General features: G+C 36.0%; 14 protein-coding genes and 1 riboswitch. Of the genes, 2 read left to right on the top strand and 12 right to left on the bottom strand.

The genetic code is table 11. The features are described from left to right. Positions 1-10: 10 nt before the first annotated feature. The 3 genes from guaB to BJL90_RS07475 form a co-directional block, all read right to left on the bottom strand. On the bottom strand, positions 11-1468 hold the full coding sequence (gene guaB / locus BJL90_RS07485) for an IMP dehydrogenase (RefSeq protein WP_070966073.1): 1458 nt from the start codon (positions 1466-1468) through the stop codon (positions 11-13). Between the two features lie 153 nt (positions 1469-1621). Continuing rightward, a riboswitch (purine riboswitch) is annotated at positions 1622-1724 on the bottom strand. Between the two features lie 79 nt (positions 1725-1803). Further along, entirely contained in the window at positions 1804-2202 is a 399-nt protein-coding gene (locus BJL90_RS07480) for a thioesterase family protein (protein ID WP_070966069.1), read from the bottom strand. Between the two features lie 158 nt (positions 2203-2360). Next, positions 2361-3452, bottom strand: coding sequence for an aldo/keto reductase (locus BJL90_RS07475; protein ID WP_070966065.1), 1092 nt, complete (start codon positions 3450-3452; stop codon positions 2361-2363). 241 nt (positions 3453-3693) lie between these two features. Between BJL90_RS07475 and BJL90_RS07470 the strand changes: the two genes are divergently transcribed. Continuing rightward, positions 3694-3915: a hypothetical protein gene (locus BJL90_RS07470; RefSeq protein WP_236905043.1), complete on the top strand. Its 222-nt coding sequence runs from the start codon at positions 3694-3696 to the stop codon at positions 3913-3915. 164 nt (positions 3916-4079) lie between these two features. Next, a complete protein-coding gene (locus tag BJL90_RS07465) occupies positions 4080-4364 on the top strand; it encodes a spore coat protein (protein ID WP_070966062.1) in 285 nt (94 codons plus the stop codon). Positions 4365-4995: 631 nt separating this feature from the next. Here the strand turns inward: BJL90_RS07465 and groL are convergent. The 9 genes from groL to BJL90_RS07420 form a co-directional block, all read right to left on the bottom strand. Then, positions 4996-6621, bottom strand: a complete 1626-nt coding sequence (gene groL, locus BJL90_RS07460) for a chaperonin GroEL (protein ID WP_070966059.1) — start codon at positions 6619-6621, stop codon at positions 4996-4998. Between the two features lie 57 nt (positions 6622-6678). Continuing rightward, positions 6679-6963, bottom strand: coding sequence for a co-chaperone GroES (gene groES / locus BJL90_RS07455; protein ID WP_070966056.1), 285 nt, complete (start codon positions 6961-6963; stop codon positions 6679-6681). A 332-nt stretch (positions 6964-7295) separates the two neighbouring features. Further along, the gene (locus tag BJL90_RS07450) at positions 7296-8012 is read right to left on the bottom strand and encodes a DUF554 domain-containing protein (RefSeq protein WP_070966054.1); all 717 of its coding nucleotides are present in this window, start codon (positions 8010-8012) and stop codon (positions 7296-7298) included. Positions 8013-8065: 53 nt separating this feature from the next. Then, positions 8066-8950 carry a DNA-3-methyladenine glycosylase family protein gene (locus BJL90_RS07445; RefSeq protein WP_070966051.1) on the bottom strand — a complete coding sequence of 295 codons (885 nt, stop codon included), beginning with the start codon at positions 8948-8950 and terminating at the stop codon, positions 8066-8068. A gap of 76 nt (positions 8951-9026) precedes the next feature. Then, positions 9027-9428 carry a GNAT family N-acetyltransferase gene (locus tag BJL90_RS07440; protein ID WP_070966048.1) on the bottom strand — a complete coding sequence of 134 codons (402 nt, stop codon included), beginning with the start codon at positions 9426-9428 and terminating at the stop codon, positions 9027-9029. A gap of 165 nt (positions 9429-9593) precedes the next feature. Beyond that, the gene (locus BJL90_RS07435; RefSeq protein WP_070966045.1) at positions 9594-10883 is read right to left on the bottom strand and encodes a YcdB/YcdC domain-containing protein; all 1290 of its coding nucleotides are present in this window, start codon (positions 10881-10883) and stop codon (positions 9594-9596) included. Between the two features lie 466 nt (positions 10884-11349). Next, positions 11350-12003, bottom strand: a complete 654-nt coding sequence (locus BJL90_RS07430) for a class II aldolase/adducin family protein (RefSeq protein ID WP_081561889.1) — start codon at positions 12001-12003, stop codon at positions 11350-11352. Positions 12004-12120: 117 nt separating this feature from the next. Next, positions 12121-13329: an S-methyl-5-thioribose kinase gene (gene mtnK, locus BJL90_RS07425; RefSeq protein WP_070966042.1), complete on the bottom strand. Its 1209-nt coding sequence runs from the start codon at positions 13327-13329 to the stop codon at positions 12121-12123. A gap of 261 nt (positions 13330-13590) precedes the next feature. Next, on the bottom strand, positions 13591-14844 hold the full coding sequence (locus tag BJL90_RS07420) for a Glu/Leu/Phe/Val family dehydrogenase (protein WP_070966039.1): 1254 nt from the start codon (positions 14842-14844) through the stop codon (positions 13591-13593). Between the last annotated feature and the right edge of the window lie 22 nt (positions 14845-14866).

Raw genomic sequence — 14866 nt, 5'->3', positions numbered from 1 at the left:
CCTCTCGTCTTTATTCTCCTACGCTATAGTTTGGTGCTTCTTTTGTAATAATGATATCATGGGGATGACTCTCTCTTAATCCAGCTCCTGTAATTCTAATAAATTTGCCATTTTCCTGTAAATCCTTGATGCTACCAGTACCACAATAACCCATACCTGCCTTTAGTCCACCTATTAGTTGGAGTACTGTATCCTTTAAAGGTCCTTTATAAGGCACTTTTCCTTCTACGCCTTCTGGCACTAGCTTCTTATTGTCTTCCTGGAAATAACGATCCTTACTTCCCTTTTCCATCGCCCCAATAGATCCCATACCTCGATAAGTTTTAAAGCTTCTTCCTTTATAAATCACTGTTTCTCCAGGGCTTTCTTCTGTCCCTGCAAATAAAGAACCGATCATCACAACATTAGCACCTACAGCAATAGCCTTTGGAATATCTCCAGAATACTTTATACCACCGTCAGCAATGACAGGGATGTCATAGGCTTTAGCAGCCTTTGCACAGTCATATACGGCTGTAATTTGTGGAACGCCTATACCTGCTACGACCCTTGTAGTACAGATAGATCCTGGACCAATCCCTACTTTAACAGCGTCTACACCAGCTTCAATCAATGCTACAGTTGCTTCAGCAGTAGCTACGTTTCCTGCTATCAATTGCAGCTCAGGATATTGGTTTTTGATTTTCTTTACCGCCTCGATAACCCCTTTAGAATGGCCATGAGCAGTATCTACTACGATGACATCTACCTTTGCTTTGTACAAGGCTTCTATCCGCTCCATCATATCTTTGGTAATGCCTACAGCCGCTCCAACCAATAATCTTCCCTTTTGATCCTTAGCAGAATTAGGATATTTTATAGATTTTTCGATATCTTTTATGGTGATTAATCCCTTTAGCATGCCGTCGCCATCTACAATAGGTAGCTTTTCAATCTTATTTGCCATCAATATTTTTTGGGCTTCCTCCATAGTAATGCCCTCTTTTGCAGTAATCAGATTGTCCTTCGTCATTACTTCAGTGATATTTCTATCGTAGTTGGTTTCAAAACGAATATCACGATTCGTAATAATACCCACAAGTTTTCCTTTTACAGTGATAGGTACGCCAGAGATATGATATCGCTCCATCAATTCTAAAGCATCAGAAACAGCATGTTCCGGTGATAAAAAGAAGGGATCCACAATAACCCCATGCTCACTTCGTTTTACCTTGTCCACCTCTAGTGCCTGTTCTTCTATGGACATATTTTTATGAATAATACCGATGCCACCTTCTCTAGCCATTGAAATTGCCATTTTACCTTCTGTTACTGTATCCATACCGGCACTCATTAAAGGAATGTTTAGCTTTATTGTCTTCGTAAGATAAGTAGATAAATCCACTTGATTTGGTAAAATTTCAGACTTAGCAGGAATCAACAAGACATCATCAAAGGTTAAGCCTTCTTTTACAATTTTATCCTCCATGGGGTAAACCCTCCTTTGTTGAAATAATATAATAGATAAAGAGAAACCCGTATATAATTACTCTCTCAAAAGAGTGAAATTATTATACGGATTTTACAAAATATATAAAACTCAGCAAAACCACACAGAAATCCTCTCCATACAGCCCCACCGTAATATAATAACTTCACCCATAGTCCAGGGATTTACGGTCCCAATGGTAGAAACTATCGATCCATATTACCGATATTATATGAGTGTTGTTTTTATTGAGTTGTTAATTATATATAAGTTAACAAATGATTCGACAAATGTCAAGAATTATTTTGCCATTTTTTGCGATTTTGTTCGTATTTCTAGCCATTTAGCTTTTGATTGGTTTTCTCTATAAATGAATCCACCGCAATAACATATCTTGTATGGGTTCCTTCTCCTATCTTATCCTTTTCATCGTAGGCAACAACGTTAAAAGTCAGTTTTTTACCCTCTATTTTAACCAACTCAGCCTCCGCATAAACCTTCATGCCAATCGGCGTAGCAGCCATATGTTTTGCATCCAAATGGGTTCCCACTGTTGAGTAACCTTCAGGCAAATCGGCATCTACCGCATTTAATGCTGCATTTTCCATCAAAGCAATCATCCTTGGTGTAGCTAGTACTTTTACACTACCACTTCCCAATGATACCGCTGTGTCCTTTAATTCAACTTGTAATTCTGCCTTATAAGACATACCAACCTTTAAATTAAATTCCATTCCTCATACACCCCTTGTTAAATTTAAAAATCATGTTTCTTAACTTACATACTTGACTCGTGCAATTTTTCAGCTGTTTTGAGAAAAAATTAAATATATTAAGCGAAAGGATTTGAAAGTATTGCAACAACGCTTATCAACTGAAAATGAACATAATATTATAATGCAGCGATCTCCTGTAACCTCTCTATAATAGGCAACTTTTGTGTACATAAATCTTCACATTTACCACAGGCTATACAGTCGGCTGCAATAGGATCATTTTCTTTAATCCTACCCGCCTGTTTCAGCCAATCAACTTGCTTTTTCATTGTTTCTTTATCTTTTAAAATTTTTAAGTTATAAGCCTGTAAGTAATGATGAATCTGTATTTTTTTAGGACATCTAATACAGTATTGACAGCCTGTGCACAGAGAGTCCATATCTTTAACAATTTTTCTTTTAATTTCTTCACGTTTTTCTTCCGAAAAAGCTAAAGGATGCTCTAAAGTCTTTATATTTTCTTCCACCTCTTCTAATGTTCCCATCCCTGCCAAAACTACTGTTATACCATCTTCTGCCCCATTAAACCTCAAAGCCGCTTGATTCACTGATTCATTCTCATATTGTCTTATGAAGTCGAAATACTCATGATTCTGAGGAATCAATCCTCCTCCTAAAGGATTCATGGTTACAACACCTACCTTATGCTGAAGGGCTGCTTTGATACCTTCTTGGCGAAAAGGATGGTTAATCACATTGTAACCTAATAACACCCCTTCAAAAACCTTGTCTTCAATAATTTTACGAATATCTTCTCCCTTACAATGGGTAGAAAACACGAGGTGATCAATTAAGCCTTCTTCCTTCGCCTTCAAGGCTCCTTCATAAGGACCTCCAGGCGCCATAATTTTCTTATATTGTTCTAAGTCTGTAATACACCACATATGGAAAAAGTTGATTTTCTCTACCGCCAACTGCTTTAAAGAGTTTTCTATTCTTCTTCTAACAGCATCTGCATCAGGGTCGATTCTCAACATAGTTTTCGTAGAAATATAAAATTCTTTTGGCATACTTTTAAAAGCCTTACCGAAAATTGCCTCACTACGCCCATCGCAATAAAGGTGAGCTGTATCAAAGTAATTGATTCCTAAAGCATTAGCTCTTCGCACTACTTCTACAGCATAATCTTCATCTTTACCAAACCGCATTCCACCAAAGCCAATCACAGAGACTTTTTTCCCCGTGGTACCATACTCTCTATAAATCATGCTGAAGCCTCCTTGTTACTTTCTTACTATGATTCCATATAGATAGTTTTTCCTTTTTATTTATTATACATGAATTTTTTTTCTTTTTCTAATTTTTCTTGAATGCCTTTATGCAAGTTCAACCCCCCATAGGAATATGAGTTTTTATTATTACATTTATTTTCCACCTATATTTTTTTGATTTTATCCAATAATAATGTAGGAAAAGATGTCACTTTACATATTTAAGGAGGTTGCATTGATGAATACTAATATGAACAATCAAACATCACCACAGCTAGATGCTAATAATCTAAAAATATTAGAAGATCAATTGAACTATGAAGCTATGATGAACAAAAAATTTGCCACCTATGCTGGATATTGTACAGACACTGAGCTAAAAAACTTATGTCAGCAAGCAGCACAAAAACACAAGCAGCATTACAATGAATTGTTAAATTATTTAAACACACATCAATAATCATCATATGGAAATGTGCCTATAAGTTTTAATATACTAAGGACTACATTTTCAGTTTTTGGTTAGGTTTTTAGCTAAGGCGAAACCATAGACCCCGAACATTAAAATTCAAACTTACAGACGTATGCCTATAACCTTAAATCTATTTCAAGGAGGATCATTGTATGAATACAAACCACCAAGCCAGCTTTACCGAAAAAGAGTTAATGAACGATTTATTGGCTTCTGAAAAACAAGTAACCTCTGCTTACAATGTTGGTATTACTGAAGCCTCTTGCCAAAATCTGAGACAGCATTTAACACAATGTCTAAACGATGCACAACAAATTGAATACCAAATCTTCGATGCAATGCAGAAAAGAGGCTGGTATCAAATAAAGCAAGCACAATCTCAAGATGTTCAAAACGCTAAAACAAAATATAATCAGATGAAAACAGAATTAAAATAACCATAGCAGCAAAAAACTAACAGACCAGGTTTTCAATACGTTGAATACCTGGTTTGTTAGTTTTTAGAATCCTTCTCAGCAGATTTTTGAAACACTTCTTCAATCAATTCTTCCATTTTATTCCTTTCCATGTTATTTACCAACGAGTTTATAGCCTTGAAATTAAGTCATCTCCAAATCTCACTGGTAGATGCTTGTCGTCTTATCTTTTGAACCTCTTCCATTTGATTGCTTATATTACCCTTCAACCTACAAAATCATTTCTTAAAGCTTCCTTGTACACTATTGCGATAATACTTTTTTATCCTTACACCTTACTATTTACACCTAAAACTATATTGCGGTCCTTCATGCAAAGTTTGAAAATTCTTATTTCTATATTTTTACTGTACTACAAACACTTATGATAAAGCTTTTGGTATAACCTGCTCGGGAAGGATCTTATCTATAGTATACCAAGTTTTTTGAAAATTAACAATACTATTTTAAAAATATTTTAAATTTTTAAAATTTTCTAATTATTTCCAGCACAAAAGTCCTTTCTACCCTTCCGTATATTGCTAAGACGCCCATGCTGGCGCACAATAAATAAGGGAGTAAGAAAAACCTTACTCCCTTTAGCAATATTAAACTACATCATTGGCATGCCGCCACCCATTCCTGGAGGCATTGCTGGCTCATCTTCCTTAACATCCACGATTGCAGCTTCAGTTGTTAATAACATCGCTGAAACAGATGCTGCGTTTTGTAATGCAGATCTTGTTACCTTTGTTGGATCTACAATACCCGCTTCAAACATATTGATATACTTTTCGTTTAATGCATCAAAGCCTACACCTTTTTCTGAGTTCATTACTTTTTCTACGATCACAGAACCTTCAAGTCCTGCATTTTCTGCAATTTGTCTTACAGGCTCTTCTAATGCTCTTCTGATGATTTTAACACCTGTCTTTTCGTCGCCTTCAACAGTGTCTAATAAGGCTTCTACAGCTGAAGTAACATTTGCTAATGCTGTACCACCACCAGGTACAATACCTTCTTCTACAGCAGCTCTTGTAGCATTTAGTGCATCTTCAATTCTAAGTTTTCTTTCTTTTAATTCTGTCTCTGTAGCAGCACCCACTTGGATTACAGCTACACCACCAGATAATTTTGCTAATCTTTCTTGAAGTTTTTCTTTATCAAATTCAGAGGTTGTTTCTTCGATTTGTACTTTTATTTGATGTACTCTATCCTTAATGGCTTTTTCATCACCACTACCTTCTACAATAGTTGTGTTTTCTTTATCTACCTTAACAGTTCTAGCTGTTCCTAGCATATCAATTGTAACAGATTTTAATTCATAACCTAATTCTTCAGAGATCACTGTACCGCCAGTTAAGATAGCGATATCTTCTAACATAGCTTTTCTTCTATCACCAAAGCCTGGCGCTTTTACAGCTACACACTCAAAAGTACCTCTTAATTTGTTTACAACTAATGTAGCTAAGGCTTCACCTTCAACATCTTCAGCAATAATTAATAGCTTTTTACCTTGCTGTACAATCTGCTCTAATACCGGTAGGATTTCTTGAATGTTGGCAATCTTTTTATCTGTAATTAAAACATAAGGATCGCTTAGCACTGCCTCCATTTTTTCTGTATCTGTAACCATGTATGGAGATAAGTATCCTCTATCAAATTGCATACCTTCTACTACATCTAAAGTAGTTCCCATAGACTTAGATTCTTCTACAGTAATAACGCCATCTTTACCTACTTTTTCCATAGCATCCGCGATTAATTTTCCGATTTCTTCATCACCAGCAGAAATAGCACCTACTTGCCCAATAGCTTCTTTACCCTCTACTGCTTTAGAAATATTTTTTAATTCAGCTACTGCTGCAGTTACAGCCTTTTCTATACCTTTTTTTAAGATCATAGGGTTTGCTCCAGCTGCTACATTCTTAATACCTTCTCTGATAATCGCTTGTGCTAAAAGTGTAGCTGTGGTAGTTCCATCTCCAGCCACATCATTTGTTTTTGTAGCAACTTCTTTCACTAACTGAGCTCCCATATTTTCATAAGGATCTTCTAGTTCGATTTCTCTAGCAATCGTAACACCATCATTTGTAATTAGTGGTGATCCAAACTTTTTATCGATAACAACATTTCTTCCCTTTGGCCCTAATGTTACCTTTACAGTGTCAGCAAGCTTATTTACACCTGATTCTAACGCACGTCTAGCGTTTTCACTGAATTTAATTTCTTTTGCCATTGTAATACCCTCCTCGAATCTTTTTGTTTTTTCTCTTATTATGTATTCTTCTCTCGTTTATTCAACAATAGCTAAAATATCATTTTGTCTTAAGATCGTGTATTCAACACCATCATACTTTACTTCTGTTCCTGCATATTTTGAGAAAATTACTTTATCTCCTGGCTTTACTTCCATTGTAATTTCCTTACCTTCTACTACACCTCCAGGACCTACAGCCACAACTTCCGCCATTTGTGGTTGTTCTTTAGCGCTTCCTGGTAAAACAATACCACTTTTTGTTGTTTCCTCAGCTTCCACTTTTTTAATAACAACTCTGTCACCTAATGGTTTAATATTCATAATTTAACCTCCTTAACAAAATTTTTTATTTTAAAATAGATTTGCCTAACTTTCTGTTAGCACTCATCTTTAAGGAGTGCTAATTACATTTATAATATTATATAAAAGCATTTTTCCAGGCAAACTTCGCTATTTGTTATTATAACCATTTATTGTTTATTATTACTATTTATCTAAGTTTTTTACATTTTTTCATTCTTTTTTGTTGATTTATATACATTTTTATAAAATGAGACTTCACGCAGGGCGAGGTTTTAGTCCCACTGAATTGTAGCGGAATTTATTAAGTAAGTACTGATGCTACTTTTTAAAAAGCAGCATCACATCGCTTTTTAAAAAATGTTCTGTAAAATTGTAGTAATACTAAGAAGTAATGGTTGTAACAATTGATAGACAATCGGTAAGAATATTGCCGGCAACATGTTGGCAACGGAAATTCGCTTGATTTCTAAGATATTGAAGGCAATCCCCACAATAAGCAGTCCCCCTATAGCCGACATTTCCTGTATCACTGCCTCTACTAAAAGATACTTTACAGCTCCTGCTGTTATCGTGATGATTCCTTGATAAATAAAAACAGCCGCAGCAGAAAAAACAACACCAATACCTAGCGTAGAGGCAAAAATAACAGAAGAAATCCCATCAAGCAGGGATTTTGCATATAGAGTCTGGTGGTTTCCCGTCAATCCACTTTCTAAAGAGCCCACAATGGCCATCGCTCCTACACAGTAAACAAGACTTGCAGTTACAAAGCCTTTGGCAACAGATCCGTGCCCTTTACCCATTTTTCCTTCGATCCAAAGTCCCATTTCATCTAACTTCGTAGCAATTTTTATCTTCTCTCCAATGATACTTCCTACTACAATACTGAATATCACTACAAGAATGTTACCGCTCTTAAACGCCCCCATTAAACCTATTACAAGTACACTAAGACCAATCCCCTGCATAATCGTCGTTTTATAATGTTCAGGAATACCCTTTCTTAGCAAAACCCCCAACAGCCCTCCACAAGCAATCGCTATTGTGTTTACAATTGTTCCCAACATCCTTAGTTCCCCCGTTTCCCTCTAATTTTTCTTTTAAAATTCAATTTCTTATGCTATTTTTTTCCCAAGCCTAATTCTCTAGCATAATAAAATAAATATTGCTGTGCAAAACCTGCATACCTTCCATACTTTTTCTTAGCAAACTGCTGAATTACCTCCACCGTTGTTTCCTGGTGAAAATAAAAGTACTCCATCACCCTTTTTATCCATACATCTACTGGAAAAGCCTCCATTTTGCTCATGCAAAAAAACAGAACACATTGGGCAACTTTGGGCCCTACACCTGGGTAGTGCATCAACATTTTTTCACAAACTTCTATATCAAAAGCTTTTATTCTTTCCAACGCCATAGGTTCATCAACAACCATAGCTGCAGTTTTGGCAATATAAGCAGCCCTATAGCCTGTATTACAGGCTGTGATTTCTTCCGCCTTTAAATTCGCTATGGTTTTCGCATCAGGAAAGCTATATCTTTTTTGTCCATAAAACGCTCCTAGGTATTCCCCATACCCTTCACATAGCAATTCAATAGACCTTTTTATTCTAGGTATATTATTGTTGGCCGACAAAATAAAAGACACTAACGTTTCCCACGGTTCCTGTCGCAAAACTCTAATCCCTTCACCGAAGTTTATCGCTTCCTTCATAATAGCATCATTCTTACTTAGCTTCTTCTTAATTTCACTATAATCGGTATTTAAGTCAAAATAATTCATCCATATTTTTATAAAATCATCTTTATTCGTATAACGGAATATAATATCTCCACCTGATTTTTTTATATTTAATACCTTCTTAAAAGCAATTCCTGTATAACTTCCATCCTCTTCTTTATTCCATCGAAAACACTGTCCACATTCAAATATATGCTTTGGGTCAAAGTCTAGCATATTTTTTAGAATTACTTCATTATCTTTATAGAGGATATCTAATTGCATATTTTTCTCCTTCTTTTTCAACTGGTTCTATATTTTAATCAATGGCTACTATCATTTTTCTAAGGTTTTATATGAGCTATCTATAAATATCCTCAAATCTAAAGCCTAGAAAAACACTTCTTTCTTCCTCTGCCTTTGATGTTTCCTCAGACCAAATTTTAAAGTCCTCCTTTTGAAAAAATGCAATAGCAGGGTTGTTATCACTTTTTACTTCCACGATAATTCCCTCTGCTTTTTCAAATCTTGCATATCCCTTAGAGGCTTTTACTAGCTTTTTAGCGATACCTTTCCTTTGGTACTGAGGCAAAACCCAAAGGTTTAATATTCTTAAAAGGCTGCGGTCTTCGTCATAGAGCATTTCAATATATCCTATGGTTGTCCCTTCCTTTTCTATAACAAAAACCTTCGAACCTTCTTTTTGTGTATCAAAGATTCCTTTTTCTGTTTGCTGCAATTCTCTAATCACCATGCTCTCCATTTTTGCTGAGCATTATCTACTCAAGCTCCTCCTTGTATATTAAAGTTCAAGTCTAAAGGTATATAGATGTGCGCCCTTAAATTTCAATATACTAAGGGCTATATTTACGCGAAAACCTTATCCATGAAGATACCACTTCTATATACGGAAGTGGTAGAGTGTGTATCAAAAAATAGGTTGATATATATAATACATTTCATAAACCGGCATCCCCGTCGTTACATCAATAAACATCATTACTTGCTGCTGATTTTGTATCGTTCTATAACTATAGGTTAGCTTAGGTTGATAACGGGTATAAAACGACCTAATGATAGCTAACCCGTTGTACTCCATATCCCCAAAACTTTCTCTATAGGTCTCTTGCACTTCTTCTTCTGTTATTGCTTGCTTATAATCTCCTAGTTTTGTGTCTGTAAAATCATTGGTACATTTTAAAATTTTTCCTGAATTAGCAGCTATGTTAATTACATAAGCATCTGACGTAATTTGCACTTCATCTCTTATAGGCGTAAATCTAAAGGAGTATACCGCATCCTTTTTATCGGATGATTCCATGTAAAAGACTTCTTCCTTCATCTCTCCTTTATACAATCTATTTAGAAAATTCTTTGCAATATTCAGCGCATCTTTTGTAGATAGGTTTTTTTCTTGAGAAATATTTTGTTTGGCTTCGTAGTTTCTAACGTTACCATTTATAGCATCTATCCCTATTAAATAAGCTTCATCATCATCATCGTAATAGCTTAATTGATAGTAATGTATTCCATCCCTTATAACCACCTGCTGATTCTCTTGCTTCAACAACACGTCTTTTAGAAAAGGTATTGTACTTTCAGCAAGAGTTACCGCCTCTTCATAGGAAATATACTTAGGATGCTTATTCGGTAACTGACTATGTCTATAGAGTCTGCTAATTTCCTCAATATTATTTGCAATTTGGATTAATCCTCCATCATTTGGGCCAGAGTTTTTCGATTCTGCTAAATGATCCTCTATATTATGATAGGCTAATGACAATCTTTTTAGCTGCTCCTTCATACTTTCCAGCATCTCTATATCATACACCATCAATTGATGCTCGTTTGTCTTATATTGATTACTTAAATGGTGACTAATTGTGTTTCTTAAGGTTTCAACTGCACTGAGTCCTCTTTGCATTCTTTCGTTAGGGTTTTCACTAGATTGGTTTAAATCAACCCAATGATTGAATACAAAAGCCAAAGTCACAACAGATGTTTCAAGACTTTGCAGTGCCTCTGGGGACTGTTCTTCGATTAACTCTTGTATATACATAATACTTTGTCGTATATTGCTTTCAACATTAGAAGCTATAACAGTATTTGCTTGTTTTATCTTTTCATTGGCATTTCTTAAATCTCTATAGTAAATCAAATTGATCCCTATACTGCCTATTAACAATATAACTAGAATGGCTTTGGTATATTTCTTCATTGCCTCTATGACCCCCTAGCTTCTTTTCTCTCCTATATCATACCACAAAGATAGAAGAATGAGTAAGTCCTTTCTTGACTTTTTCAGGCTTTCTAGTTACCATGGAATTAAAAGACCATAGCAAAGGATGGCATGTTTATAACAAGTCTGTCCCTGCTTACAGAAATGTGGGATATCTATGAAACAACAACCTATCAACTGTTATAAGTGTAGACATTTTCATATTACTTGGGATAAAAAATTTCCAAAGGGTTGCAAATTTTTCGGTTTTAAAACCTATCAGCTCCCCTCAGCTTCTGTTTTTGAATCCTCAAGGAAACCTTGTTATGCCTTCGAAGAAAAAAAGAAAAAGTCATAAATCCTTAAATCTTTAAGTAAATTCTATATCTCTAATCCTCAGGGGATCAACATCATCTAACGCCTTTAGCTCCTCTGGGGTTGGATCTGATGTGGAAACTAAATCATCTTAGTTTTTTTTAGGCCATGGTATGTTGCCCACAATTCCCATACTTTCCCTGATTTTCAATAAACCCGCTATCTTATCATAAGGTAGTTCATTGGCTTGACCTAACATTCTAGTAGTGAGTATGATTTTTGCGTAAAACTCTAAGGTTTCCATACGATAGTAGGCTTCTAAAATATCTCTTCCCCATGTTAGTGCTCCATGATTTTCCAGTAACACTGCATTATGATCCTTCAAATAACTAGCTATAGATTCTGGCACCTCTTCTGTAGAGGGTGTAGCATACGGCGCTATAGGTACCGTTCCTAATGTAACAATAGCCTCTGGCAGAAGTGCCTGATCTAATGGGATTCCAGCCACCGCCAAAACTGTTGCTGTTAAGGGATGAGCATGCACCACTGCTTTGATTTCTGGCCTTTCTTCATATACTTTTAAATGCATTTTTAGCTCAGAAGATGGCTTGCTATCCCCCTCCAATACCTTTCCTTGTAAATCTACCTTTACCAACATCTCCGGTGTCATAAAACCTTTACTTACTCCTGTCGGGGTAGTCCATATTTCATTTTCTGAGATGCGAACAGATATATTACCATCGTTAGCCGCTACAAACTCTCTATCATACATTCGCTTACCTATCTGACAAATTTCTTCTCTCATGCTTCTCCACCATCGCCTTCTTATAGACTTATATTCTACAATTATACCCAGCACATTTAACTATATCTGTATAGGTAAATTTGCTGGGTTTTCCTATGTTTTATTGTTTTTATAAAACTAATCAAAAGACTTTATTTTCTCTATAACTTCATCAATATCCTTTATCTCTCTACGTTTTAAGATAAGCATTTCTCCAATATCTAGCGCTAGCATTTGTGCTCTACTTCTTTTTACAAGCTCCTTAATATTGTCAATATCCGCAACACCAGCTAATCCATAAATCCGTCGAATCATTTTACATCCAGCGTAACCTAATGTATCTTCAAACAAATTTCTCATATAGACTTCTTTATATAAGTTACTGGATTCTATAGGTGCTTTAACATGTATCTCCCATAATTCTATAAATTCCTTATAAAACTCCTGCCATATCTTTCTTATACTTTCTAATAGATAACTTCTATAGTGTTGTAGTTTTTGTTGATCTTTTTCCATATAGGCAGGCTGTGCAGCATAATTTAAAATAAAATTTCCTATAATTGCGCCTATATCAAAGCCCATTGGTCCATAAAATGCAAATTCTGGATCAATCACTTTTGTACTTTTTTCCGTTACAAAAATGCTGCCAGTGTGCAGATCTCCATGAATCAAAGCCTGCGCTTTTGTCATAAAACCTTCCTTTAGGATAGCAACTTCCTTAATAAGATCTTTATTTTTCCAATTTTCTTCTACTCTATCCAATAGATGGGGTTCGATCTTATTTCCTGCTGCATCGAAATAAGGCTCAGAGAATACTAAATCCTCCGTAATTTTACAAAGCTCTGGATTAATAAATTTTTTTTGTAATTGTTTTTTCCTTACCTGATCCATGCCCAAATCAGAAGTAAAGAAAAGTGTATATGCCATAAACTCTCCAATATTTTCTGCAAAGTTAGGATACTCTTTACCCTCAATCAAGCCCTTCCTCAATATAATGTGGTCAGATAAGTCCTCCATAACGGTCAGATATAGATCCCTATCAAAGCGATATACTTTAGGTGTCAAAGCAGGACATAACTCTCCCTGCAACATCAATGCCTCACTTTCTATTCTAGCACGATCCAGTGTTACTGGCATTGCTTCTCCCACAATTCTAGCATAGGGTAGCGCCTGTTTCAGTATAATACTTTTGCTGGAAATCTCTTCCCAAACACGAAACACTAGATTTAAGTTGCCGTCTCCAATTTCCTTACATCGAAGAACAGCCTCTTCAGAAAAAATGTCTAAATTTTTTTTCACATACTCCATTGCAGTATCTTCCGTCAACGCTTTGTAATTAGCCGCCATAATTTCCCCCTCTTCCTCTTACTTCACACTATTTTAAAGGAATTGTTTCCATACATTGGCTCAAAAATCTTACGCTGTTATTTGTTGTCTGAATTTTCTACCTTTTTTCGAACATTATATAATAGATTTTCCTGCAAGTCTAGTGATTTTTTTATTTCTTCCTTCATTAGACATGAGGCCAAGTTTTTTCTTAGAAATACTTATCCTTTGCAAAAACCTCGAGTTCTTACAGGAACTCGAGGTAAATCAGTCTATATATACTTAGTACCAACCTCTTAATTTCATAGCATCGGCAACACGCTTGATGGACATCATATAAGCTGCCACCCTCATATTTACTCCGTGCTCTTCTTTTAAGCCCCAAATTTCTTCAAAGGCTTTTACCATAAGCTGCTCTTGTTTTTCTTGGACTTCTTCGAATGTCCATGTATATCTCATCAAGTTTTGTACCCACTCAAAGTAAGATACTGTAACACCACCAGCATTTGCTAAGATATCCGGTACTAAAACAATACCTTTTTCATCAAGTATTTTATCCGCTTCAAGCGTGGTAGGACCATTTGCCCCTTCACTAATGATTTTTGCCTTAATATTTCCTGCATTTTCTGCTGTAATCTGATTTTCTAGGGCACAAGGTATAAGAATATCCACATCCATTGTAACCAATTGATTTCTATCCAGCTCTTTTTGGGCAGCAGGAAACCCTTTTATCAACTTGTTAGCTTTTGTATATTCTACTAGTGCTGGAATATCTAGTCCATCTTCCTTCACAAGACAACAAGATGCATCGGAAACAGCTACTACCTTTGCTCCCATCTCTTCGATATATACGGCAGCATAGCTACCAACATTGCCAAAGCCCTGAATAGCAACTGTTGCTCCTTGTAATGACATGCCTATTTTTTTAGCAGCATCTCTTGCCATGATTGCTGCGCCATATCCTGTAGCTTCTGTTCTTGCTAAAGAACCATAGAAGTTTACAGGCTTTCCTGTAAGTACACCTGGCTCAAATCTACCAGTAGCTTTATGATATTCATCTACCATCCAGGCCATGATTTGACCATTTGTGTTTACATCAGGAGCCGGAATATCCACCCTCTCTCCAATAATTGGAGAAATAGCTCTTGCAAAACCCCTGGATAACCTTTCCAATTCCCCTTGAGATAACTCTGATGGGTCTACAACAATACCACCCTTACCACCACCATAAGGAATACCTACTACACCACATTTGAAGGTCATCCATGTAGAAAGCGCTTTTACTTCGTCCATCGTTACATCCGGATGAAATCTCACGCCACCTTTGAAGGGACCAACAGCATCATTATGTTGCGATCTATAGCCAATGAAACTCTTTACTGTGCCATCATCCATTTTAACAGGGATGGCTACTTCCAATACCCTCATTGGATTTTTCAGTATCTCATATACCGCCGGATCTGCACCTAACTTATCGCATGCCTGTCTTACCTGTTGTTGTGCTGTTTCAAATACATTAATGTGCTTCTCTCCCATGTTTCTAAGTCCTCCTTAAAAA

This window comes from Clostridium formicaceticum, assembly GCF_001854185.1.
In the GTDB taxonomy this organism is placed as follows: Bacteria; Bacillota; Clostridia; order Peptostreptococcales; family Natronincolaceae; genus Andreesenella; species Andreesenella formicacetica.
Note: the sequence above shows the minus strand (reverse complement) of the source record. Positions and strands in the feature narration are given on the sequence as shown.

Excerpts from the sequence above, each read along its gene's own strand:
- guaB (WP_070966073.1), bottom strand. The coding sequence starts at position 1,468 with ATGGAGGATAAAATTGTAAAAGAAGGCTTAACCTTTGATGATGTCTTG.
- BJL90_RS07480 (WP_070966069.1), bottom strand. The coding sequence starts at position 2,202 with ATGGAATTTAATTTAAAGGTTGGTATGTCTTATAAGGCAGAATTACAA.
- BJL90_RS07475 (WP_070966065.1), bottom strand. The coding sequence starts at position 3,452 with ATGATTTATAGAGAGTATGGTACCACGGGGAAAAAAGTCTCTGTGATT.
- BJL90_RS07470 (WP_236905043.1), top strand. The coding sequence starts at position 3,694 with ATGAATACTAATATGAACAATCAAACATCACCACAGCTAGATGCTAAT.
- BJL90_RS07465 (WP_070966062.1), top strand. The coding sequence starts at position 4,080 with ATGAATACAAACCACCAAGCCAGCTTTACCGAAAAAGAGTTAATGAAC.
- groL (WP_070966059.1), bottom strand. The coding sequence starts at position 6,621 with ATGGCAAAAGAAATTAAATTCAGTGAAAACGCTAGACGTGCGTTAGAA.
- groES (WP_070966056.1), bottom strand. The coding sequence starts at position 6,963 with ATGAATATTAAACCATTAGGTGACAGAGTTGTTATTAAAAAAGTGGAA.
- BJL90_RS07450 (WP_070966054.1), bottom strand. The coding sequence starts at position 8,012 with ATGTTGGGAACAATTGTAAACACAATAGCGATTGCTTGTGGAGGGCTG.
- BJL90_RS07445 (WP_070966051.1), bottom strand. The coding sequence starts at position 8,950 with ATGCAATTAGATATCCTCTATAAAGATAATGAAGTAATTCTAAAAAAT.
- BJL90_RS07440 (WP_070966048.1), bottom strand. The coding sequence starts at position 9,428 with ATGGAGAGCATGGTGATTAGAGAATTGCAGCAAACAGAAAAAGGAATC.
- BJL90_RS07435 (WP_070966045.1), bottom strand. The coding sequence starts at position 10,883 with ATGAAGAAATATACCAAAGCCATTCTAGTTATATTGTTAATAGGCAGT.
- BJL90_RS07430 (WP_081561889.1), bottom strand. The coding sequence starts at position 12,003 with ATGAGAGAAGAAATTTGTCAGATAGGTAAGCGAATGTATGATAGAGAG.
- mtnK (WP_070966042.1), bottom strand. The coding sequence starts at position 13,329 with ATGGCGGCTAATTACAAAGCGTTGACGGAAGATACTGCAATGGAGTAT.
- BJL90_RS07420 (WP_070966039.1), bottom strand. The coding sequence starts at position 14,844 with ATGGGAGAGAAGCACATTAATGTATTTGAAACAGCACAACAACAGGTA.